This is a genomic window from Amycolatopsis sp. NPDC098790, assembly GCF_044759945.1.
Classification (GTDB): Bacteria; Actinomycetota; Actinomycetes; order Mycobacteriales; family Pseudonocardiaceae; genus Amycolatopsis.
Genome location: NZ_JBIWAI010000002.1, coordinates 311,252 through 335,774 on the forward strand (window position 1 = coordinate 311,252; position 24,523 = coordinate 335,774).

Annotated in this window: 8 protein-coding genes (1 of these 8 only partly in view); 6 read left to right on the forward strand and 2 right to left on the reverse strand. The window is 73.0% G+C overall.

The features are described 5' to 3' along the window. The 3 genes in view from ACIQWX_RS15290 to ACIQWX_RS15300 are tightly spaced (each overlapping or abutting the next) and all read left to right on the forward strand, a layout consistent with a single transcriptional unit that may run on beyond the window. A protein-coding gene (locus ACIQWX_RS15290; RefSeq protein WP_400870252.1) for an SDR family NAD(P)-dependent oxidoreductase crosses the window boundary here: on the forward strand, positions 1-3,907 show its final stretch. 12,314 nt of this gene lie to the left of the window's left edge; 3,907 of the gene's 16,221 nt are visible here — the last part of the coding sequence; its start codon lies beyond the left edge, outside the window; it ends in the stop codon at positions 3,905-3,907. Beyond that, positions 3,907-16,185, forward strand: coding sequence for an SDR family NAD(P)-dependent oxidoreductase (locus ACIQWX_RS15295; RefSeq protein ID WP_400870255.1), 12,279 nt, complete (start codon positions 3,907-3,909; stop codon positions 16,183-16,185). The genes ACIQWX_RS15290 and ACIQWX_RS15295 overlap by 1 nt, the downstream gene beginning before the upstream one ends. After that, positions 16,097-17,353, forward strand: coding sequence for an activator-dependent family glycosyltransferase (locus ACIQWX_RS15300; protein WP_400870258.1), 1,257 nt, complete (start codon positions 16,097-16,099; stop codon positions 17,351-17,353). Before ACIQWX_RS15295 ends, ACIQWX_RS15300 begins: the two co-directional genes overlap by 89 nt. Positions 17,354-17,580: 227 nt before the next feature. Here the strand turns inward: ACIQWX_RS15300 and ACIQWX_RS15305 are convergent, their stop codons facing one another. Next, positions 17,581-18,015, reverse strand: a complete 435-nt coding sequence (locus ACIQWX_RS15305; RefSeq protein ID WP_400870261.1) for a hypothetical protein — start codon at positions 18,013-18,015, stop codon at positions 17,581-17,583. After that, positions 18,012-18,938 carry a diiron oxygenase gene (locus ACIQWX_RS15310; protein WP_400870264.1) on the reverse strand — a complete coding sequence of 309 codons (927 nt, stop codon included), beginning with the start codon at positions 18,936-18,938 and terminating at the stop codon, positions 18,012-18,014. The genes ACIQWX_RS15305 and ACIQWX_RS15310 overlap by 4 nt, the downstream gene beginning before the upstream one ends. A gap of 113 nt (positions 18,939-19,051) precedes the next feature. Here ACIQWX_RS15310 and asnB point away from each other — a divergent pair, with 113 nt between their 5' ends. The 3 genes from asnB to ACIQWX_RS15325 all read left to right on the forward strand — a co-directional run bounded on the left by asnB (position 19,052) and on the right by ACIQWX_RS15325 (position 24,521). Beyond that, on the forward strand, positions 19,052-20,887 hold the full coding sequence (asnB, locus tag ACIQWX_RS15315; RefSeq protein WP_400870267.1) for an asparagine synthase (glutamine-hydrolyzing): 1,836 nt from the start codon (positions 19,052-19,054) through the stop codon (positions 20,885-20,887). Positions 20,888-21,034: 147 nt separating this feature from the next. Next, positions 21,035-23,266, forward strand: coding sequence for a hypothetical protein (locus ACIQWX_RS15320; RefSeq protein ID WP_400870270.1), 2,232 nt, complete (start codon positions 21,035-21,037; stop codon positions 23,264-23,266). Next, on the forward strand, positions 23,259-24,521 hold the full coding sequence (locus tag ACIQWX_RS15325) for a hypothetical protein (protein ID WP_400870273.1): 1,263 nt from the start codon (positions 23,259-23,261) through the stop codon (positions 24,519-24,521). Before ACIQWX_RS15320 ends, ACIQWX_RS15325 begins: the two co-directional genes overlap by 8 nt. The last annotated feature ends 2 nt before the right edge of the window (positions 24,522-24,523 follow it).

Consider the following 24,523-nt stretch of genomic DNA (forward strand, 5'->3'; position numbering starts at 1 on the left):
CACGCAGGCGGCCGCGGGCGTGGCCGGGGTGATGAAGATGGTGCTGGCGATGCGGCACGGCGTGGTACCGGCGAGCCTGCACATCGACCAGCCGTCGTCCTTTGTGGACTGGTCGGCCGGCTCGGTGTCGTTGGCGACCGAATCGGTGGGGTGGCCCGAGGCGGACCGGCCGCGACGGGCGGGCGTGTCGTCCTTCGGCGTCGGCGGTACCAACGCACACGTGATCATCGAGCAGGGGCCGGCGACGGAGGTCGTCGACCGGCCGGACGGTCGTCTCGTGCCGTGGGTGGTGTCCGCTCACTCTGCGACCGCATTGCAGGAGCAGGTCCGACGGCTGTCCGAAAGTTCGGGGACGGCTCTCGACGTCGGCTATTCATTGGTGGCTGGTCGTGCCGCCTTCGACCACCGTGCGGTGGTGCTGGGGAATCGGACCGTCGAGGGAGTTGTCCGGCCTGCGGGGAAGACGGTGTTCGTCTTCCCCGGTCAGGGTTCGCAGTGGGTGGGGATGGCGGCGGAGCTGTGGGAATCGTCGCCGGTGTTCGCGGACTGGATGAATCGCTGTGCGGCCGCGTTGGCGCCTCTCGATTTGCGGGGTGCGCTGGACAGTGACCGGGTTGACGTGGTTCAGCCTGCTTTGTGGGCGGTGATGGTGTCGCTGGCCGGGTTGTGGCGGTCCCTCGGCGTCGAACCGGACGCGGTGGTGGGCCATTCGCAGGGCGAAATCGCCGCGGCCTGCGTCGCGGGTGCGTTGTCGCTTGAGGACGGTGCGAAGGTCGTGGTGGAACGCAGCCGAATCATCGCGGAACGGCTGTCGGGCCGGGGTGCGATGGCGTCGGTGACGCTGCCCGACGGCCACGTTCTGGACGAGCGACTGTCGATCGCGGTCGTGAACGGCCCGGCTTCCGTGGTGGTGTCCGGAGATCCCGACGCGATCGACGAGCTGCTGCTCACCGTTCCCGGTAAGCGGATCGCGGTGGACTACGCGTCGCACTCGGTGCACGTGGAATCGGTGCGAGAGGAACTTCTCGCGGCGCTGGGCGAAATCACGCCGAGCCAGCCGGTGATCCCGTTCTGCTCCACCGTGTTCGACACGGCGACTTTCGACGCGGAGTACTGGTACGAGAACCTCCGTCGGACCGTGCAGTTCGAACGGGCTGTCCAGTCGCTGGGCGATGCTGTATTCCTGGAGATGAGCCCACACCCCGTGCTGACCATGCACATCGAGGGAACCGCGATCGGCTCGCTGCGCCGCGGCGAAGGCGGGCTCGAGCGGTTCCTGACGTCGCTGGCCGAGGCGCACGTGCAGGGCGTCGACGTCGACTGGACGCCGCTGCTCGAGGGTGGCCGGTCGGTGGACCTGCCGACTTATCCGTTCCAGCGGCAGCGGTACTGGCTGAACGCCGACGACACGGGCGCGACCCTGCACGACCACCCGTTCGTCACCACGGTGACCGCGCTGGCGGACTCCGCGACGACGGTGTTCACCGGCCGGCTCGACCCGGACCGGCTGCCGTGGCTCGCGGAGCACGCCGTCGGGGACACGGTCTTGCTGCCCGGCACGGCCTTCCTCGACCTCGCGTTGTGGGCCGGCGACCAGGTCGGCGCCCCGAGGGTGGCTGATCTGACGATCGAGTCCCCGCTGGCGTTGCCGGATGCCGTGACGATCCAGCTCACCGTCGACGCCCCGGACCAGTCCGGGCACCGGCCCGTGCGGATGTACTCCCAAGCGGAGGACACGTCCTGGACCAGGCACGCGACCGGCGTCCTCACCGCCGAGACCTACGCCTCCGGCGAAGCGGTGCCGTGGCCGCCCGCGGACGCGGAACCCATTGCAGTGGCGGACCTCTACGACAAGCTCAACGGACTCGGCTACCACTACGGCCCCGCGTTCGGCGGCCTGCAGTCGGCGTTCCGCGCGGGCACGGACCTCTACGCCGAAGTGGCGCTGCCCGAGCGGCTTCGTCCGGAAGCACGCCGGTTCCGGCTGCACCCCGCGCTGCTCGACGCCGCTTTGCACGTCATCGGCGCCGACCGGACCAAGCCGGCCCTGCCGTTCTCGTGGAGCGGAGTCTCGCTCACCGCGCCCGGCGCGTCCGCGCTCCGGGTCAAGATTTCGGTGCGGGGCAACGACGTCGTGTCGATGCAGCTGTCCGACGACCACGGCACCGAGGTCGCGCGGGTCGACGCGCTGGCGCTGCGTTCGCCCACCCCGCACGACCGGCTGTTCCGGGTGGACTGGAGCCCGGCGCCCGAAGGAGCGCCGGAGGGATCGCACACGGTCGTCACGGACCTGGCCGCACTGCGGGACGTCCCCGCGACCGTCTTCCTGGAAGCCCGGTACACCGGCGAAACCGTGCGGGAAGCCACGGCCGGGATGCTGGCGGTGCTGCAGGATTGGCTCGACGACGGCCGGTTCGCCGCGTCGCGGCTGGCGATCGTGACCCGGGGTGCGGACCTGGTTCGCGCGGCGGTCCAGGGCCTGGTCCGGTCGGCCTGCTCGGAGAACCCGGACCGGTTCGCCCTCGTCGACCTGCCGGACGGCGACCTCCCGGTGCACGCGGTCCTGGCGGCGCTGGCCGCCGGGGAGACCGAGTGCGAGGTCCGCGACGGGACCGTCCGGGTGCCCCGGCTGGCCCGGGTGACCGGCGAACCCGGGACCGCGGCCTGGGACCCCACGGGCACGGTGCTGATCACCGGCGGCACCGGCGTGCTGGGCGGACTGGTGGCCCGGCACCTCGTCGCCGAGCACGGCATCCGCAGCCTGCTCCTGGTCAGCCGGCAGGGACACGCACCCGAACTGGTCGCGGACCTCGAAGCCGCCGGTGCGCTGGTGACGGTGGCCGCCTGTGACGTCTCCGACCGGGACGCGCTCGCCCGCGTTCTCACCGGGGTACCGGCCGAGTTCCCGCTGCGGGGTGTGGTGCACGCCGCCGGCGTCGTCGCCGACGGGGTCCTCGGTTCCCTGACCCCCGACGGGCTCGACGCCGTCTTGGCGCCGAAGGCCGACGCGGCGTGGCACCTGCACGAGCTGACGAAGGACCTCACGCAGTTCGTGCTGTTCTCCTCGGCGGCCGGCGTGTTCGGAACCCCGGGACAGGGCAACTACGCTGCGGCGAACGGGTTCCTGGACGCGCTCGCCCGGCACCGCCGGGCCGCCGGGCTGCCCGCGGTGTCCCTGGCGTGGGGCATGTGGGAAACGCGCACCGGGCTGACCGGCGGGCTGGGCGAAACCGACGTCGCCCGGATGTCCCAGTGGGGCGTGCGCCCGCTGTCCACGGCCGAAGGGCTCGCGGTGTTCGACGCCGCCTGCGCCCGGGACGAGCCGGTGCTGGTCCCGGTCCGGCTGGACGTCACCGCGGTCGGCGAAGTGCCCGGCCTGCTGCGGGGACTGGTCGCCGCCAAGGCACCGATCCAGGTCGAGGCCGGGCTCGCCCAGCGGCTGGCGACCCTGCCGGAAGCCGCTCAGCACCGCGCGTTGCTGGACCTGGTGCGCGGACACGCGGCGGCGGTGCTCGGCCACCCCGCGCCGGACCTGGTCGAGCCCACCCGGGGGTTCCTGGACGCGGGCTTCGACTCACTGACCGCACTGGAACTGCGCAACCGGCTGGCCGCGGCGACCGGCGTACGGCTGCCGACGACGGTGCTGTTCGACTACCCGACCCCGGTCGCGCTGGCCCGGTGCCTGCACGGCGAACTGGTGGGCGGACCGTGGTCGCCGCTCGACGAACTCGACCGGCTGGAAGCCCGGTTGCGTGAGTCGGCCGACGACGACACGCGGCAGGCGGTGGCCGGCCGCCTGCGCTCCCTGCTGGCGGGCCTCGGCGCCGGCGCGGACACCGCGAGCCTCGACTCCGCCACCGACGACGAACTGTTCGAGCTGGTCGACGACGATCTGGGGATCCTCTAGTGGACAACGAACAGAAACTGCGCGACTACCTCAAGCGGACCATCGCCGACCTGCAGCAGACCCGGAGTCAGCTGCGCGAGGCCCGGTCGGCGGCGGCCGAGCCGATCGCGATCGTCGGCATGGGCTGCCGGCTGCCCGGCGGGGTGGCGAACCCGGCGGACCTGTGGCAGCTGGTGTCCGACGGCGTGGACGCCGTTTCGGAGTTCCCCGCCGACCGCGGCTGGGACCTCGATGCCCTCTACGACGCCGATCCCGGCCGGACCGGCACGAGCTACACGCGCCACGGCGGTTTCCTGCACGACGCCGCGATGTTCGACCCCGGCCTGTTCGGCGTGTCCCCGCGCGAGGCACTGGCGATGGACCCGCAGCAGCGGCTGATGCTGGAGACCACCTGGGAGGCATTGGAAACCGCCGGGATCGACCCGCTTTCCCTGCGGGGCAGCGACACCGGCGTCTTCACCGGGGTGATGTACCAGGACTACGCCAGCCGCCTGCACCGCATCCCGGACGGCTTCGAGGGACAGCTCAGCATCGGCAGCTCGCCCAGCGTCGTGTCCGGCCGGGTGTCCTACACGTTCGGCCTCGAAGGGCCGGCGGTCACCGTGGACACCGCGTGCTCGTCGTCCCTGGTCGCGCTGCACCTGGCGAGCCAGTCGCTGCGGCGCCGGGAATGCTCGCTGGCCCTGACCGGCGGCGTCGCGGTGATGGCCGCACCGGGCACGTTCATCGACTTCAGCCGGCAGGGCGGCCTGGCCCCGGACGGCCGGTGCAAGGCGTTCGCCGCCGCGGCCGACGGCGCCGGGTTCGCCGAAGGCGCCGGTGTCCTGGTGCTCGAACGGCTTTCCGACGCCCAGCGCCACGGTCACCCGGTGCTCGCACTGGTGCGGGGGAGCGCCGTCAACCAGGACGGCGCGAGCAGCCGGCTGACCGCGCCGAGCGGGCCGGCCCAGCAACGCGTGATCCGCCAGGCACTGGCCGACGCGCGGCTCACGCCCGCCGACGTCCACGCCGTCGAAGCGCACGGGACCGGCACCACCCTCGGCGACCCCATCGAGGCGCACGCCCTGCTGGCGACCTACGGGCAGGACCGGGCCGAGCCGCTGTGGCTGGGGTCGGTCAAGTCCAACATCGGGCACACCCAGGCCGCCGCCGGGGTGGCGGGCGTGATCAAGATGGTCCTGGCCATGCGGCACGGGACGCTGCCGAAGACGCTGCACGTCGACTCTCCGTCGGCGCAGATCGACTGGTCGGCGGGGGCGGTCGAGCTGCTGACTTCCCAGCGTCCGTGGGGGGATCCGGTCCGCCGGGCCGCGGTCTCGTCGTTCGGCGCCAGCGGGACCAACGCGCACGCGATCCTGGAGCAGGCCCCGCCGTCGGAAGCAGCCGGTGAACGGTTCGCCGGGCCGGTGCCGTGCTTGCTGTCCGCCCACAGTGCGGCGGCGTTGCGTGCCCAGGCCGAGCGTCTCTCGGTCCACGTTGCCAGGACCGACGTCGACGTGCTCGACGTCGGGCACACCCTGGCCGGCCGGGCGATGCTCGGCGAACGGGCCTTCGTGGTCGCCGACGACCGGGAGTCCTTGGTAGCCGCCCTCGACCGGATCGACGGTGTCGGACCGGCCGAGGCCGGAGTCGCGTTCCTGTTCTCCGGCCAGGGTTCCCAGCGTTCGGGCATGGGACGCGAGCTGGCCGCGACCTTCCCGGTGTTCGCCCGCGCGTGGGACGCGATCGGCGCTCACCTCGACCTCCGGACGGACGCCGAAGCGCTGGAGCGGACCGAGTTCGCCCAGCCCGCGCTGTTCGCGCTGCAGGTCGCCCTGTTCCGGTTGCTGGAGTCGTGGGGAGTGCGCCCGGACGCGGTGCTGGGCCACTCGGTCGGCGAGATCGCGGCGGCGCACGTCGCGGGCGTGCTGTCCCTTGTGGACGCTTGTGCGCTGGTGTCCGCGCGGGGACGCCTGATGCAGGCACTCCCCGTGGGCGGGGCGATGGTGGCCGTCCGCGCCACCGAAGACGAGATCCGGCCGTTGCTGGGAGAGGGAGTCGACCTCGCGGCGGTCAACGGCCCGTCTTCGGTGGTGCTCTCCGGGGACGAGGACGCCGTGCTGGCGGCGGCCGCCCGGTTCGAGGAGTCGAAGCGGCTGCGGGTGAGCCACGCGTTCCACTCGGCGCGGATGGACCCGATGCTCGCGGACTTCCGCCGGGTCGTCGAGGGCCTTTCCTTTTCTTCGCCAGGGCTGCAGGTCGTCGCCGGGGACGTCACGGACCCGGAGCACTGGGTGCGGCAGGTGCGCGAGCCGGTCCGGTTCGCCGACGGGATGCGGACCCTGCTCGATCTCGGTGTCCGGTCCTTTGTGGAGCTGGGGCCGGACGGGGTGCTGTCGGCGATGGGCCAGGACAGCGTGGGGGAGACCGGCGCGGTGCTGGTGCCCGCCCTGCGCCGGGACCGGCCCGAGCCGCACTCGATCGTCACGGCGGTGGCCCGGCTGCACGGGCGGGGGGTCCCGGTCGACTGGACGAAGTACTTCGCGAACACCGGCGCCCGTACGGTGGAACTGCCCACCTACGCGTTCCAGCGCAAGCGTTTCTGGCTCGACGCGCCCCGCGAGGACGACGTCACCTCGGTCGAGCTGGCCGGCGTCGACGGCCTGCTGCTGACCAAGAAGCTCTCGATGCGGTCGCACCCTTGGCTCGCCGACCACGCCGTGCTGGGAGCGGTGATCCTGCCGGGCACGGCGTTGCTGGAGCTGGCGGTCCAGGCCGGAGACCGGGTGGGCTGCGGGCGGGTCGCCGAACTCACCCTGCACGCCCCGATCGTCCTGCCCGCCACCGGCGAGGTCGAGGTGCAGCTGCGGGTGGACGAGCAGCATGGCTTCAGCATCCACTCCCGCGACGGCGCCGAGTGGGTGCACAACGCGAGTGGCGTGCTGTCCGAGGGCGCGCCCGAGACCTTGCGGCTCACCGACTGGCCGCCGCCTGAGGCTGGGGCTATCGATGTGAGCGACCACTACGACCGGCTCGCCGACGCCGGACTCCGCTACGGGCCGGCGTTCCGGGGGTTGCGGGCGGCCTGGCGGCGCGATGACGAAGTGTTCGCCGAGGTAGCGTTGCCGCCTCAGGACGAGCACCTCCCGGCGGTGCTCGACGCGGCCCTGCACGCGATCGGGTTGGGGCCGCTCGGCGACTCGGGCCTCGCGCAACTGCCGTTCGCCTGGCACGACGTCGAGTTGTACGCCACCGGTGCCTCGACGCTCCGGGTCCGCATCACCCCGGCGGGCTCCGGCGCGGTCGCACTGCAACTCGCCGACGGCACCGGGCTGCCGGTGGCCTCGATCGGCTCTTTGGCACTCCGGCCCGCCGCAGTGAACTCGAAGCACGACAGCATGTACCGCATCGAGTGGGTCCCGGTGCCGGCCGGCTCGCCCGCCGACGACGTGGTCCTGACCAGGTTCGACGCCGGTGCCGACCTGCCGGAGGGCGGCGGGCAGACAGCCCACCGCGCCTTGGACGAGGTGCAGCGGTGGCTCGCCGAAGAGCGACCGGAACGGCTCGCGTTCGTCACCCGGGGAGCCGTGGCCATCGGCACCGAAGACGTCACGGACCTGGCGACCGCCCCCGTGTGGGGTCTGCTGCGGTCCGCGCAGAACGAGCACCCGGACCGGTTCCTGCTGATCGACATCGACGACGACCCGGAGTCCACAAAGGTCCTGCCGAACCTGCTCGGCGCCGGTGAACCCCAATTGGCCGTCCGCGCGGGGATCGGCTATGCACCCAGGCTCACCCGGTTCACCACGGGCAGCAAGCGCCTGGACGTGGCCACCCCCGGCACCCTCGACGGCCTCACCTGGGTCCCCGCACCGGAGGCGGAACGGCCACTCGCCCCCGGCGAGGTGCGCGTCGAGATGCGCGCGGCCGGCGTGAACTTCCGCGATGTCATGGTCACCCTCGGCCTGTACCCCGGAAAAGCCGCGGTCGGCTGCGAAGGGGCCGGAGTGGTCACGGAAGCCGGACCGGGCGTGACCCGGTTCAGGCCCGGCGACCGCGTGTTCGGCCTGTTCGCGGGTGCGTTCGGCACGCTCACCGTGACCGATCAGCGGCTGCTCGCACCGACCCCGGCCGGCTGGACCGACGACCAGGCCGCCGCGGTGCCGTTGGTTTTCCTGACCGCCTACTACGGGTTGCACGACCTCGGCGGAGTCCGGGCGGGGGAACGCGTCCTCGTGCACGCGACGGCCGGCGGCGTCGGGATGGCGGCCGTGCAGCTGGCCCGGCACTTCGGCGCCGAGGTGTTCGGCACCGCGAGCCCGGGCAAGCAGGAAGCGTCCACTTTGGACGACGACCACTTCGCCTCATCGCGGGAACTGGGCTTCGAGGAGAAGTTCGGCAGCGTCGACGTCGTGCTCAACTCGCTGGCTCGCGAGTTCGTGGACGCGTCGCTACGGATGTTGCGACCCGGCGGCCGGTTCCTCGAAATGGGCAAGACCGACGTCCGCGAACCCGCCGACGTCGGCTATCAGGCCTTCGACCTGTTCGAAGCGGGCACCGACCGGCTCGGCGAGATGCTCGGCGAGATCGTCGCTCTGTTCGACCGGGGCGTGCTCAGCCACCTGCCCGTGACCACCTGGCCGCTCGACCAGGCCGAACAGGCGTTCCGGCACCTCGCCCAGGCCAAGCACGTCGGCAAGGTCGTGCTGACCGTGCCGAAACCCCTCGACCCCGACGGGACGGTCCTGATCACCGGCGGCACCGGCGCGCTCGGCGGCCTGCTCGCCCGGCACCTGGTGACCGAGCACGGCATCAAGCACCTGGTGCTGGCGAGCCGCCGGGGCGAAGCCCCCGAGCTGTGCGCGGACCTGGCCGCCCTCGGCGCCGACGTCACCGCGGTCGCCTGCGATCTGGCCGACCGCGCGGCCGTCGCCCGCATGCTGGCCGCGATCCCGCGCCGGCTGACGGCGGCGGTGCACGCCGCCGGGGTGGTCGCCGACGCCACTGTTTCCGCACTGACGCCGGATCGGCTCGACGAGGTGCTGCGGCCCAAGCTGGACGCCGCCTGGCACCTGCACGAGCTGACCACGGACCTCTCGGCGTTCGTGCTGTTCTCTTCGGCGGCCGGGGTCCTCGGCGGGCCGGGCCAGGCCAACTACGCGGCGGGCAACGCTTTCCTCGACGCCCTCGCCCAGCACCGCCGCGCCCGAGGTCTGCCGGCTGTCTCCCTGGCCTGGGGTGCCTGGGAACACGGCATGGCCGGTCAGCTGGACGACCGCGATCGCGCCCGCATCACCGGATCGGGCATCGCGGCTCTGTCCGACGAGGAAGGGCTGGCCCTGTTCGACGCCGCGCTCGGCGCGGAAGAAGCGGTACTGGTCCCGGTCCGGTTCGATCCGGCCGCGCTGCGCTCGGAATCACCGTTGCTGCGGCGCCTGGTGCGCGGCCGGATCCGCCGGGTGGCCGAAGCCGCGCCCGAACCATCGGTGGATCGCTCGGAGCCCGCGCTGCTGGACCTCGTCTGCGAGCACGCGGCCGTGGTGCTCGGGTTCGGCTCGGCGGCGGAAATCGACCGCGGCCGCGCCTTCCGGGACCTCGGCTTCGACTCGCTGACCTCGGTCGAGCTGCGCAACCGGCTCGCCGCGGCCACCGGCCTGCGGCTGCCGTCCACGCTGGTGTTCGACCAGCCGACCCCGGTGGCGCTGGCCGCCCTGCTGCACATGGAATTGAGTGGCGGGCCGGCCGAGGCGGCGCCCGTCGTCCGGGCCGCGGCCGCCGATGAGCCGATCGCCATCGTGGCGATGAGCTGCCGGCTGCCCGGCGAGGTGAACTCTCCCGAGGACCTGTGGGAACTGGTCGCCGCCGGCCGGGACGCCATCGGGGCGTTCCCCGCCGACCGCGGCTGGGACATCGGCTCGCTCGGCCCGAGCGGAGGTGGGTTCCGGTACGACGCCGCCGAGTTCGACGCCGCCTTCTTCGGAATCTCCCCGCGCGAGGCGCTCGCGATGGACCCGCAGCAGCGGCTGCTCCTGGAAGGGTCGTGGACGCTCTTCGAACGGGCCGGGCTGGATCCCGCGTCGCTGCGCGGGGCGCCGGTCGGGGTCTACGTCGGCGCGATCAGCAACAGCTACGCCGAAAACCTGGGCGCGGCCCGCGACAGCGTCGAGGGCTACCTGGTGACCGGCACGATGAACAGCGTCGCCTCGGGCCGGCTCGCCTACACCTACGGGTTCGAAGGCCCGGCGATCACCGTCGACACCGCGTGCTCGTCGTCCCTGGTCGCGATCCACCTGGCGGCCCAGGCCCTGCGCCAGGGCGAGTGTTCGCTGGCTGTGGCCGGTGGCGTGACCATCTCGGCGACGCCGGACATCTTCGTCGAGTTCGGCAAGCAGCAGGCGCTGTCCGCGGACGGCCGGTGCAAGGCGTTCTCGGCGGCCGCCGACGGGTTCGGCGTGGCCGACGGCCTCGGCCTGGTACTCCTCGAACGCCTTTCCGACGCCCGGCGGCACGGCCACCGGGTGCTCGCGCTGGTGCGGGGAAGCGCCGTCAACCAGGACGGCGCGTCCAACGGGCTGACCGCGCCGAGCGGACCGGCTCAGCAGCGGGTGATCGCACAGGCACTGGCGAACGCGGGCCTGCAACCGTCCGAAGTGGACGTCGTCGAGGCGCACGGAACGGGTACCCGCCTCGGTGACCTGATCGAGGCACAGGCTCTGTCGGCCGCGTACGGGCCGGTCCGGGTGGGCTCGGTCAAGTCCAACATCGGGCACGCCCAGGCGGCCGCGGGTGTCGCCGGGCTGATCAAGGTGGTGCAGGCGCTGCGGGCGGGCGTGCTGCCGAAGACCTTGCACGTCGAAACGCCGCTGCCGGAGCTGGCGGAGCTGCGGCTGCTGAGCGAGGCCGAGGACTGGCCGGAGACCGGGCGGCCGCGCCGGGCCGCGGTGTCGTCCTTCGGGATCAGCGGCACCAACGCGCACCTCGTGGTGGAGCAGGCGCCGGCCGACCCGCCGGAACCGTCCACATCGGACGCGCTGGTGCCGTGGGTGGTCTCCGCGCGCGGCCCGCAGGCGCTGACGGCCCGGCTGGATCAGCTGCGGTCACACGTGCTGGCGCACCCCGAGCTGAGTCCCGCCGACGTCGGCTTCAGCCTGGCGAGCGGCCGGTCGGCGATGCGGTACCGGTCCGTGGCGATCGGCGAAACCCGCGAGGAGCTGCTCGCGCACCTCGGCGCGGTGACCGGCGACGCACCGACGTCATCCGGGGTGGTCTTCGTGTTCCCGGGACAGGGCTCGCAGTGGACCGGGATGGCGACCGAACTGCTGGAGTCCGCGCCCGTCTTCGCCGAGCGGATGCGGGAGTGCGCGGCGGCCATCGCGTCCCTTTCGGACATCGACGTCCTCGCCGCCCTGCGCGACGAGTCGGCGCTGGAGCGGGTCGAGGTCGTGCAGCCCGTCCTGTTCGCGGTCATGGTGTCGCTGGCCGCGCTTTGGCAGTCCTACGGCGTGACGCCGGCCGCGGTGATCGGCCACTCCCAGGGCGAGGTCGCGGCCGCCTGCGTCGCCGGTGCGTTGTCGCTGGCCGACGCCGCCCGGGTCGTCGTGACGCGCAGCCGGCTGTTCGCGGAAACCATGGCGGGCAAGGGAGCCGTGCTCGCCGTCGCCCTCCCGGCCGAGCGGGTCGCGCTGGGCCGGTGGGACGGCCGGCTGTCGGTGGCCGGGCGGAACGGGCCCGCGTCCTCGACCGTGGCCGGCGACCTGGACGCGTTGGCCGAGTTCGCCGCGGAATGCACGGCGGCCGGGGTGCGTACCCGGCTGGTGCCGGGCACGATCGCGTCCCATTCGCACCAGGTGGACGGCATCCGCGACCGGCTGCTGGCCGGACTGGCCGAGGTGACGCCCCGGGCAGCCGAGGTGCCGTTCTACTCCACGGTCACCGCGTCCCTGGTCGACCCGACGGCCTTGGACGCCGGCTACTGGTTCCGCAACGTCCGCGAGCCGGTCGACTTCGAGGGCGCGGTCCGGGCGGCCATGGCCGACGGGCACGCCGTGTTCGTCGAGGCCAGCGCGCACCCGGTGCTCACGATGAGCCTCGCCGACATCGGCGCCGTCGCGGTCGGCTCGCTCCGCCGCGGCGAGGGACACCTGCGGCGGTTCCTGACCTCGCTGGCCGAGGCGCACGTCCACGGCGTCGACGTCGGCTGGGAATTCCCTGCGAGCGCGCACCTTGTCGACCTTCCGACGTACCCCTTCCAGCGTGAGCGGTACTGGCCGGACGGCGCCCGGTCCGCCGACGTGCGCTCGGCCGGCCTGGACACCGCGGACCACCCGCTGCTCGGCGCGACCGTGACGCTGGCGGAGTCCGACAGCGTGGTGTGCACCGGGTTGCTGTCCCCGGGCACCCAGCCCTGGCTGGCCGACCACGTGGTGGCCGGCACGGTCCTGTTCCCGGGCACGGGGTTCGTCGAGCTGGTCCGGCACGCGGGCGACCAGGTCGGCTGCGGCACGCTCGACCGGCTGACCCTGACCACGCCCCTCGCCCTGCCAGCCGGGGAAAGCGTGCAGGTGCAGGTCACGGTGAGCGCGCCGGATCCGTCCGGCGCCCGGCCGGTGACCGTCCACTCTCGACGGTCGGACACCGACACCTGGACCCGGCACGCGACCGGCCTGGTGACGGCCGAGCCGTCGAGGTACTTCGAGCTGAGCCAGTGGCCGCCTGCCGACGCCGTCGCGCTGGACCTGGACGGGCTCTACGAGCGGCTGGCCGGGGCGGGACTGGCGTACGGCGAAGCGTTCCGGGGCTTGGACGCGGCCTGGCAGCGCGGCGACGAGCTGTTCGCCGAGGTGTCCCTGCCCGCGGAGATCCGCGACGCCGCCCGCTACGGCCTGCACCCGGCGGCCTTGGACGCCGCCCTGCACGTCTTGGGCATCGCGAGCCGGGGCATGCTGCTGCCGTTCGAGTGGGCCGGGGTGTCGTTGCACGCCACCGGGGCGTCGAAGCTTCGGGTGCGGCTGACACCGGCCGGCACCGATGGGTTCTCGCTGGAACTGGCCGACGCCACGGGTTCGCCGGTGGCGTCGGTGGAGTCGCTGTCGTTCCGGCCCGCGACCGGTGTGCGGCCGGACTCGCTGTACCGGCTCGACTGGGTCCCGGTGCGGGCGGCCGGGCCGGCGGCCGAGGTCGTGTTCGCCGAGGACTTCACCGGCACCGCCGATGCACTCGGCCTGATGCAGGACTGGCTGACCCGGGACACCGCCGCGCGGCTGGTGTTCGTGACCCGGGCGGCGGTGGCGGCCCGGCCCGGCGACGACGTCACCGACCTGGTCAACGCCGGGGTCTGGGGGCTGGTCCGGTCCGCGCAGTCGGAGCACCCGGACCGGTTCGGCCTGCTGGACCTGGACGGGGAGCTGCCGGAAAGCGCCGTCGCCGCGGCCTTCGGCGCCGGCGAGACGCAGCTGGCGGTCCGCGACGGCGAACTGCTGGCGCCCCGGCTGGAACGGCTCACCGACGAGCTGCGGCCACCGGCCGGCTCGTGGCGGCTGCACAGCGGCGGGGGTGCCCTGCGGGACCTCTCGCTCGGGGAAGCGCCCGAGGCCGACCGGCCGCTGGCCGCCGGCGAGGTGCGGGTCGCGGTCCGGGCGGCCGGGGTGAACTTCCGGGACGTCATGGTCGCGCTGGGCCTGGTACCCGAGGGCGACCGGGCGATCGGCGCCGAAGCCGCGGGCGTGGTCGTCGAGATCGGCCCGGACGTGGCTGGCCTGGCTCCGGGTGACGCCGTCCTCGGCTTGTTCTCCGGCGCGTTCGGCCCGGTGGCGGTCACCGACCACCGGATGCTGGCGCGGATCCCGCAAGGCTGGTCCTGGACCGACGCCGCCGCGATCCCGGTCGCGTTCCTGACGGCCTGGTACGCGCTCACCGACCTGGCCGAGGTCCAAACCGGACAGTCGGTGCTGGTGCACGCCGCGGCGGGCGGAGTCGGCATGGCCGCCGCGCAGCTCGCCCGGCAGCGGGGTGCGGAGGTGTACGCGACGGCGAGCCCGGGCAAGTGGGACGCCCTGCGGGCGCTGGGCCTGCCGGACGACCACATCGCCTCGTCCCGGGACCTCGAGTTCGAAAGGAAGTTCCCCGCGGTCGACCTCGTGCTCAACTCGCTGGCGGGTGAGTTCGTCGACGCGTCGCTGCGGCTGCTGCGCCCGGGTGGCCGGTTCCTGGAGATGGGCAAGACCGACATCCGGGAACCCGCCGACGTCGGCTACCAGGCGTTCGACCTGGCCGAAGCCGGCCCCGAGCGGATCGGCCGGATGCTGGCCGACGTGCTCGCGATGTTCGAGGCCGGGCAGCTGCATCCGTCGCCCACCAAGCTGTGGGACGTCCGCCAGGCGCGGGAGGCGTTCCGGTTCATGGCGCAGGCCCGGCACGTGGGCAAGGTCGTGCTGACCGTGCCTCCGCCGCTCGACCCGAAGGGCACGGTGCTGATCACCGGCGGCACCGGCACGCTCGGCCGCCGGATCGCCGCGCACCTGGTGGCCGAACACGGCGTGCGGCACCTGCTGCTGACCGCGCGCCGCGAGGACCACCCGCCGGTCGACCTGGACGCCGAGGTGGTCGTCTGCGACGTCGGCGACCGCGCCGACGTCGAGGCACTGCTCGCGCGGATCCCCGCCGAGCGCCCGCTGACCGCGGTCGTGCACGCGGCCGGGGTGCTCGACGACGGCGTCATCGAGTCGCTCACCCCGAGCCGGCTGGACCGGGTTTCCCGGCCGAAGGCCGAAGCCGCCTGGCACCTGCACGAGCTGACCCGCGAGCTGGACCTGGCCGCGTTCGTGTTGTTCTCCTCCAGCGCGGGCGTCCTCGGCTCGGCCGGCCAGGGCAACTACGCGGCGGCGAACACCGCCCTGGACGCGCTCGCGGCGCACCGGCAGGCGCGGGGACTCCCCGCGGTCTCGCTGGCCTGGGGGCTCTGGGCGGACGAAAGCGGGATGACCGCCACCGCGGACACCGCGCGGCTGTCCCGGTCCGGGCTCAAGGGCTTGTCCACCGCGGAAGGGCTGGCGCTGTTCGACGCCGCACTGGCGACCGGGCTGCCGATGGTGGTGCCCGCGAAGCTGGAGCGGCGGGCCCGGGTCTCGCGCCCGGTCGTCCGGTCCGATGTGGACGGTCTCAACCGCAGGCTGGCCGCCATGCCCGTGGCCGAGCGGGAGAAGACCCTGGTGGACTTGGTGCGTGGTCACGCAGCCGCCGTGCTCGGCCACGCCGGGCCCGAGGCGGTGGCGCCGGAGCAGGCGTTCCTGGAGGTCGGGTTCGACTCGCTGACCGCGATGGAACTGCGCAACAGCCTCAACGCGGCGACCGGCCTGCGGCTGCCCGCCAGCGCGGTGTTCGACCACCACACGCCCGCCGGGCTCGCCCGGCACCTGCTGGCCGAACTCGGCACCGAAGCACCCGCGGCGACGGACCTGCTCGGCGACCTGTTCCGCCGGGCCGTCGCGGACGGCCGCGTCCCCGAAGGCCTCGCGCTGATCAAGGCGGCCGGCGGCTTGCGGCCCACGTTCACCTCGCCGGCGCGGCTCCCGCGGCAGGTGCCCCTGGTCACCGGGCCGAATCCGACCGGCCTGCTCTGCTTCCCGTCGCCGATGGTGATGGGCGGCGTCCAGCAGTACGCCCGTTTGGCCGCGCACTGGCGTGACGTCCGCGAGGTGCGGGCGATGTCGGTGCCTGGCTTCGCCGAAGGTGAGCCACTACCGGCCACAGTGGACGCTCTGGCCGGTGCGCTCGCCGAATCCGCACTGACAGGCGATCCCCGCGGACAGGTGCTGCTGGGCTATTCCTGGGGCGGCGTGCTCGCGCTGGCCACCGCGAACGCGTTGGAACAGCGGGGCGTCCGGCCTGCTGGGGTCGTCCTGCTCGACACGCACGTCGGCGAGGTCGACGGGCTCTTCGAGCGCGTGCTGCGGGGGCTGTCGGAAAGAGAATCGTTGTTCGGCCCGTTCACCGGCACCCGGCTGTCGGCGATGGGCCAGTACCTCCGGCTGCTCGGCGGGCACCCGGCACCGGAAACCACCGCACCCGTGCTCTTCGTCCGGCCCGAGGGCTCGGCCGGGCTGCGGCCGGGCTGGCCGACGGTGCTGGACGTGCCCGGCGACCACTTCACGATGGTGCAGGAGCACGCCGGCGACACCGCACACGCGATCGAAGAATGGTTGGGAGAGTTCGATGAAGGTCCTGTTCACGACGTTGGCGGCGAACGCGCACCTGTACAACCTGGTGCCGGTGGCGCACGCGCTGCGCGCGGCCGGCCATGACGTCCGGATCGCCGCCCAGCCGGACCTCACCGACGCCATCGTCCACACCGGACTGCCGGCGGTCCCGGTGGGGCCGGCGCTGGACCTGGCCGGGCTGAGCCGGAAGGCCCAGGAACGGCCCGCGAGCAAGACGGTCTTCGGCTCGGAGTTCGACGTCACCGAGACGCGGCCGGAGCGGCTCACCCTGGACTACGTCCGGGGCGTGTTCACGACGTGGTGCTCGTACGGGCTGGAGCGGCTCGCCCAGGATGCCGTGCTCGACGATGTCGTCGGGTTCGCCCGGTCCTGGCGGCCGGACCTGGTCGTCTGGGACGCGTTGACGTACATGGGCCCGATCGCCGCGCGAGCCAGCGGGGCGGCGCACGTCCGGATGCTGTTCGGGCTCGACCACTGGGCCCGGATGCGCGGCCTGTTCACCGAGCTGGGCGGCGCCGGGGGAGCGGACCCGATGGCGGAGTGGCTGTCGGGCAAGCTGGCGCGGTACGGCTGCACGTTCGACGAGGAGCTGGTCCTCGGGCAGCGCACGCTCGACCCGCTACCGCCGTGGACCCGCTTCCCGACCGGCGTCGACTACCTGCCGGTGCGGCACGTGCCCTACAACGGGCCGTCGGTGGTGCCGCCGTGGCTGTCCGAGCCGCCGGCCCGGCGCCGGGTGTGCGTCACGCTCGGCATGTCGCGCCGGGACTTGTGGGGCGCGGACCGGTTCTCGGCCGAGGACCTGTTCGACGCGGTGGCCGGGCTGGACGTCGAGGTGGTCGCGACGCTGACCGCCCAGCAGGCTTCGGCGGCCTCGGTGGTGCCGGACAACGCGCGGCTGTTCGACTTCGTCCCGCTGGACGCGCTGCTCCCGACGTGCGCGGCGGTGCTCCACCACGGCGGCGCGGGCACGACCGGCAACGCCGTGGCGCACGGGGTGCCCCAGCTGGTGATCCCGGGCAACATGTGGGACAAGGCGGGGCTGGCCGACCTGCTGGCCGAGCAGGGGGCCGGTTTGGTGCTGGAGCACGAGCAGGTCACCGCCGAGGAGTTGCGTGCGCAGCTGGTGAGGCTGCTCGACGAGCCGTCGTTCGCCGTGTCGGCGGAGAAGGTGCGGGCGCAGGTGACGGAAGTCCCGGCGCCCGCGGGGATCGTGCCGGAGCTGGAACGGTTAGCGGGCGTCCAGTACTGACGCCGGGCGACGCTTGCCCTGACGACGGCAGGGCCCGGCAAAGTCGGCGTTCCGGGGCGCCGAAGCGAAGCCCGAGTGTCTTGAATGAGTCATTCAGGACCTCCGAGGTCCTGAATGACTCATTCAAGACGTTTGGCGGGACCGCCGGCCCTGCCACCGCGGACTTCGCCGGAGCCATGTCGTCGGACGAGGTCAACGAGTCGTTCACTGAGTTGCGACGCGCGACGCTAGCGGGCGTCCAAGACTGACGGTTGCTGCTCGGCGGCGGACACGCCCCAGAACAGGGGCGTGGCGTCGTCGAGCAGCAGTCCCGCCGCCCAGCGCGGCTCCACCACCAGAACGTCACCGGAGCACTCGAAAGTCCACTCTGGACAACACGCCAGCACGACGAGCAGATCGCCGTCGGCTTCCGGCACGGCGTCGGGCTCGGTCACCAAGGCCAAGGTCACGTTGGCCGCCAACGGAAGCCGAGTCCGCAGGGTCAGGCCCGCCGGGTGCGGGGACACGTCGAAGTCCAGCCCGCCGTCCAGCTGGCGCGCACGGGCCAGCCAGCCGGCCAGCGCCTCACCCCACTGCGTGGGCGAGCCGGACGCGAACCGGGCCGGCTCGGACTCGGCCGCCAGCGGTACCGACAGCAGCGCCAGCACGTAGTCGCGGATCATGCGATCAGTCCCGCGTCGACGAATGCCCGTGACACGACCGGATCCGCGAACACCCCGTTGCTCCGGAGCATGCGCAGCGTCGGGGTCGCGTTGTGCAGCACCGCATCGCGCGTCCGCGCCGACGCCGACATCTCGGCCACGATCCGCGCCGGGTCGTCGAACTCGCCCGGCATGCTCCGCAGCACGCTGGTCAGCGCCGGCTCGTCCGGCCAGAGGAACGCGTGGATCACCCGGGGCAGCAGCCCGCCGATCTTGCGGCGCAACGGCAGCGGCATCCTCGGCCACAGCAGTTCGAACAGCTGGCGGAAGAACGCGTGGTGCTTGCCCTCGTCCGCGGCGTGGTCCTGCGCGAGCTCGCGCACGGCCGGTTGCACGGACGGATCCTTCGGCAGCTTGGTGAGCGTGCCGGTGATCAGGGTTTCCGAGACGATCGCGAAGAACAGCTTGACCAGTGGCCGGTACGCGGGCAGCTCGGCCGAGTACAACGCGGCCAGCTCGGTGAGGAACCGCGGCCGGTGCTCGATCGGGACCACCCCGGTCTCGGCCATGACCGCCGACTTGAGCGTGTTGGACATCTCCGCGTGGCCGGCTTCGTCGGTGTAGATCCGCAGCACGTCGTCCTTCATGGCGGCGGGCAGCCACGGCAGGAAGCCCGGCGAGTGCAGCAGTGCGCAGATCTCGTTGACCGGTCCCATCTCCAGCTGCACCGTGAACTCCAGGTGCAGGTAGAGGCTGTGGACGAGGATGGCCGCGCGCACGCCGGCGGGTGCCGCCTGGACCCGCGGGCACGCCGACAGCGGGCACAGATCCGCCGAGAAGTACTGCCCGCGCGCGGTGAACGGGGCGTCCCGGTGGGGCTTGGAGCGCACCCAGGACCGCCGGTCCCACTCGGTGAACCTGGACCGGTACTCGTGTGCTGTCAACGGATCCACCTCCAGCCCAAGGACACCACGCACGCCCGGTGACCCCAACCCCTATGTTCGTTGTCGCCGCCCGGTGCGCCCGGATACGCTGCGCCGCAACGGAGGGAGCAGACATGTGCGGGGTTGCCGGCTGGGTGTCGTTCGACCGTGATCTGACCAGGGAACGGCCTGCCGTCGAGGCCATGACGCACAGCATGCGCCAGCGCGGCCCGGACGAATGGGGGATCTGGACCGGCACGCACGCCGCCTTCGGCCACCGCCGGCTGTCGATCATCGACCTGCCCGGCGGCACCCAGCCGATGTCGGTCGACACCCCGGACGGCGAGGTCGTGCTCACCTACAGCGGCGAGACGTACAACTTCGTCGAACTGCGCGACGAACTGCGCCGGCGCGGGCACCGCTTCCGCACCGCGAGCGACACCGAAGTGGTGCTGCGCGGGTACCTGGAGTGGGGCGAGGCGGTCGCCGAGCGGATGGTCGGCATGTGCGCGATCGGGCTGTGGGACGGCCGGACCGAGCGCCTGGTCCTCATCCGCGACCGCCTGGGCACCAAGCCGCTGCACTACTTCCCGACCCCGGACGGCGTCCTGTTCGGCTCCGAGCCGAAGGCGATCCTGGCGCACCCGCTGGCGGAGGCGGTGGTCGACACCGACGGCATCCGCCGGCTGCTGCTGGGGTTCCCGACCACCGACGAAGGCGTCTGGTCCGGCATCAAGATCGCCCGCCCGGGCACGGTCATCACCGTGGACCGGTCCGGCCTGCGCGAGCACACCTACTGGCGGCTGACCGCCGAGCCGCACACCGAAGACCGCGAAAGCACGATCCGCACGGTCCAGGAGATGATCGAGGACAACGTCGCGCACGAACTGGTGGCCGACGTGCCCCGGGGCGTGCTGCTGTCCGGCGGCCTCGACTCCAGCGTGCTCACCGGCCTGGCCGACCGCAGCCTGCGCCCGCGTGGCGAGGTCGTGCGGACGTTCTCGGTCGACTTCCCCGACCAGACCGAGAACTTCAAGGCCGACAGCATCCGGGGGAGCGCCGACGGCCCCTACATCGCCGACGTCGTCGAGCACGTGGGGACCGAGCACCACCAGCTCGTCCTGGACCACCGCGCCCTGTCCGACCCGGAGGTGCGCCGCGAGGTCGTGGCCGCGTGGGACGCGCCCTACGGCATGGGGGACATGAACAGCTCGATCTTCCTGCTGTTCAAGGCACTCAAGGAACACGTCACGGTGGCGTTGAGCGGGGAGGCCGCCGACGAGGTCTTCATGGGCCACCTCTGGCACCACGCCGAAGCGGTCTACTCGGGCGGCAACTTCCCCTGGTTCGTCGCGTGGCCGCAGCTGAACACGTCGTCGTACATGACGCAGGAGTTCATCGACCTGGTCGACCTCCCCGGGTTCACCAAGGACAGCTACCACGACGCGCTCACCGAAGTCCCCCACCTGGACGGCGAGGACACCCGACGGCGCAAGCAACGCGAGATCGCCTACCTCGGCCTGACGCGCTTCATGCGCACGCTGGAGGACCGCCTGGACCGGATGGCGATGCGCGCGGGCGTCGAGACCCGCGTCCCGTTCTGCGACCACCGCCTGGTGCAGTACCTGTACAACGTCCCGTGGTCGATGCACACGTTCGACGGCCACGAGAAGAGCCTGCTCCGCGCGGCGGCGCGGGACCTGCTCCCGGACTCGGTGGCCGGCCGCCGCAAGAGCGGCTACCCCTCGACGCAGGACCTCCAGTACGTGGCGGCGCTCCAGCAGCAGGTCCGGGACGTCCTCGCCGAGCCGAACACCGACGCGTTGTTCATGTGCGACGCGGGGAAGGTCGCGGAGGCGGCGGGCCGGAAGCCGGCCGACGTGGATCCCGCGGCCCGCTACACCTTCGAGCGGATCCTCGACGTCGCCGTCTGGCTGGACATCACCAAGCCGGGTTTGAAACTTTCCTGACCCGGCACCACGAAGAGGGCCCACCCCACCCCGGGGTCGGGCCCTCTTCGCGTGTGGCGGAAACGCCACTGGTGACCACCTTCGCGGGCGTGTCAGGCTGAATTCACATCGTCCGTCCGGAATGGACGTCAGCTGTGGAGGTTCCCGATGAGCATGCCCGTGCTCAACCCGTACGGCGAAGAAGTGACCACCGAGATGGGCGCGACGTCGCCGTTCGCGCCGGTGAGCCTGGCCGGCATGGCCGAACCCGTGGCGGCGCCGCCGCCGGGTCAGGTGCTGCGGTCCCCGTTCGCGGAAGCCGCGGTCGCCGCCGGGGACGGCGACCGCGCCGCCGAGTCGGCCGACGCCCTGCTCGCCGAGCTCGAAGACCCCGGTTTCACCGAGGCACTGGAGGCGCTCGCGGACGAGGCCGCCGCCCGGCACCTCAAGTCGGTCGGCACCTGGTCGAACGACTCGGAGGCGCCGACGCTCGCCACCGCCGACACCACGCAGTGGCTGGAGCACCTGGCCGGCGAGGCCGACCGGATCTTGGGCGCGCTGGAGGCGTACTTCGGCGACCGCCCGGCGGACTCGCTGCAGGAGGGCGAGATCGAGGCGGCCACCGGGATCGACGGCTTCACCGACCCGGCGGACGTGCAGCAGCTGTTCTTCGGCAAGCTGCTGGACAAGGCGAAGAAACTCGCGAAGGGCGCGGTCAAGCTCGCGAAGAAGGGCATCTCCGTCGTCGGGAACCTCGCACTCGGGCCGCTGTTCGGGAAGCTGCGCCAGCTCGTCAAACCGTTGCTGGCCAAGGTGCTCGACACCGCCATCGGCAAGCTCCCCGAATCGCTGCGCCCGCTGGCCACGCAGCTCGCCGCCAAGCTGCGCGGCGAGACCGGCAGCCACGAGGAGGAGCTCGCGGACACGTTCGACCGCAGCCTCGCCGAGCTGGTGACCGCACCCGACGACGCCACCGCCGCGCACTTGCTGGCCGAGCTGCAGCCGTCGGGCGAGGACCCGTATGCGCCCTCGGCCGCGCACGAACTGGACTCGGCCCGCGTCCGGCTGGCCCGCGAGCTGACCGAGGCCGACCCCGGCGTCCCGCCCGTCGCGCAGCTCGAGCAGTTCATCCCCGTGGTGATGGCGGCGATGCCGTTGATCCGCATGGGCGTCCGGATGATCGGCCGCGACCGGATCGTCGGCGGGATCGCCAAGCCGCTCTCGCAGCTGATCGCGAGCATGGTCGGCCAGGACGCGGCGAACCTGCTGTCCCGGCACATCGCGAGCGCCGGGCTGGGCCTGCTCGGCCTGGAGGCCGGTGGCGGCGACGCGACGCTGGGCGGCGAAGCGCTCGCCGCGGCGGCCGAGGACACCGTGCGCAAGGTGCTGACCCTGCCGCCCGAGTCGCTGGAGAACGAGCTGCTGCTGGAAACCGAGATCCAGGACGCGTTCGCCGAGGCGGCCGCCCGCCACCTGCCCGCGACCGTGCTGCGGCCCGAACTGGCCGAGCCGGGCGCCGACGGCGAGCACGGGGTGTGGCTGATGATGCCGCGCGTCACCAGGCCGTGCTTCCGCTACAAGAAGTACAGCCGGGTCATCCCGGTGCGGATCACCCGGCCCATGGCCCGCGCGGTGATCCTCTCCGGCGGCGACTCACTCGAACAGCGGCTGCTCGACGACGGCGCCGAGGCCTGGCCCGTCGACGGCGAAGTGGAGCTGTACGAGCTCCTCCCCGGGGGCGGGCTCGGGCACGTCTCCGCGTTCGAATCCACCGACGGACCGGTCGCCGCGGCCGAGGAGTTCGAGGAGCTCACCGAGTCCGCGGCGACCGTGCTGGCCGGCAACCCGCGTCTGGCGCACGTCGGGCACCACGGCCGGCCGGGGCGGCACCGCCGCCCGGGCAGCCGCTACTTCCGCTTCCGCCACCACGGGCGTCCGGTGCACCGCAAGCACTTCCTCGGGGTGCTGTTCGACCTCACCGCCCCGCAACCGGTGCTCCGGCTGAACCTCGTGTTCGGCGAGCGGGACACCCACGAGCTCGCCGCGCACCTCCAGCGGCGGCACTTCGTCCAGGTGGTCGCGATCGTCCGCCGGCTGCTCGGCCCGGCCGCCGTGCGGGCGGTCGAAGGCAGGCTGACCAAGCTGATGACCAAGCACGGCATCACCGCGGAGGCGGGTGCCGCGGCCCGGCTCGCCCAGAAGCTCGTCGACGGCGTCCTGCGCACGGTGTCGGACCAGCTCCCCGCCGCCGCGGCCACCCTCGCGAAGGCCGCCCAGGACCCGGCACCGGGAGCCACCCTGACGTTCACGTTCGGGTTCGCCGACCGGGCGGCGCTCGCCGCGGGCACCCCCGCGAGCGACCCGGCCGTCGCGATCAGACCGGGGCGCCACCGTGACTGAGGCGGCGGACCGGCAGACGGAAGCGGAGCTGGCCCATTGGCAGCTCGCGGTGGAGGCGCTCGCCGATCTCGACGCGGTCGCCGCACCCGAGGCGTGGCAGGCGCTGGAGGACTACCTGCAGCGCCGGGTCCGCGCCCGGCTGTCCGACCTGGTCGCCGTGCTGGTGGCCGAGGGCAAGGCGGCCCGCCGGATGCTCGGCCACGGCGGCGACCCCGGTGCGGTGCGGCGGGCGGTGCTCAAGCTGCGCACGAGGTACCTGCAGGTGGAGACCATCCTCGACTTCTACGGCCACGCGGTGAACAGCCGGACCAACCCGGCGCTGCGGGCGGTGCTGCGCGGCTACGACACGCTCGCGGGCGACAGCATGGCCGCGATCCTGACCCGCGTCGGCCTCGAGCCGCCGCCCGCCCTGGTGTACCTGGACCACGGGCTGGGCGCGTCGATCCTGCGGGCCGGCATCCGGCTGTGGGACCACAGCCACCCCTCGCCGGCCGCGGCGATCAAGCTCACCCGGCACAACCTGGCCTACCCGACCGCGCTGCTGCACGAGACCGGCCACCAGGTCGCGCACCTGACCGGCTGGAACACCGAGCTCGCGGACGCGCTCTTCGCCCGGCTCGCGCCGCGGTCCGCCGAGCTGGCGCAGACCTGGCGGGACTGGGCCGGGGAGATCGCCGGCGACGTCCACGCCTTCGCGCAGGCGGGCTGGGCACCGGTCGCCGCGCTGGCCAACGTCGTCGACGGTCCCACGTCGGCGGTGTACCGGGACCGGTTCGGCGATCCGCACCCGTTCCCGTTCCTGCGGGTGATGTTCAACGTCGAGCTGTGCCGCCGCTGGTTCGGCGCCGGACCGTGGGACGACCTCGCGGCGGCGTGGCAGCACCGGCACCCGGTCGACCGCGCCCCCGGGGACACGGGCGAGCTGGCCCGGGCGAGCCTCCCGGTGCTGGGGGACGTCGTCGACGTGTGCACCCGGCAGCCGATGGCGGCGTTCGGCGGGAAGCCCCTTTCGGCGCTGCTCGACCCCGGCCGGGTCTCGCCGGCGGCGCTGGACGCACTGGCCCGGCAGGCCGGCCCGTCGCTGCTCACCTCGGCCTACCTGCGGCGGCGCGAGCCGTTGCGGATCCTCGCCCTCTTGTCCACGCGCGCGGTGCTCGCTCCCGAAGCCGCGGCGGACCACCAGGCGGCCCTGCTGGCCTGGGTCACCTCCGTCGGTGCGGACGCCGCACCGCTCGCCCCCCATCGTGCAGCCTGACC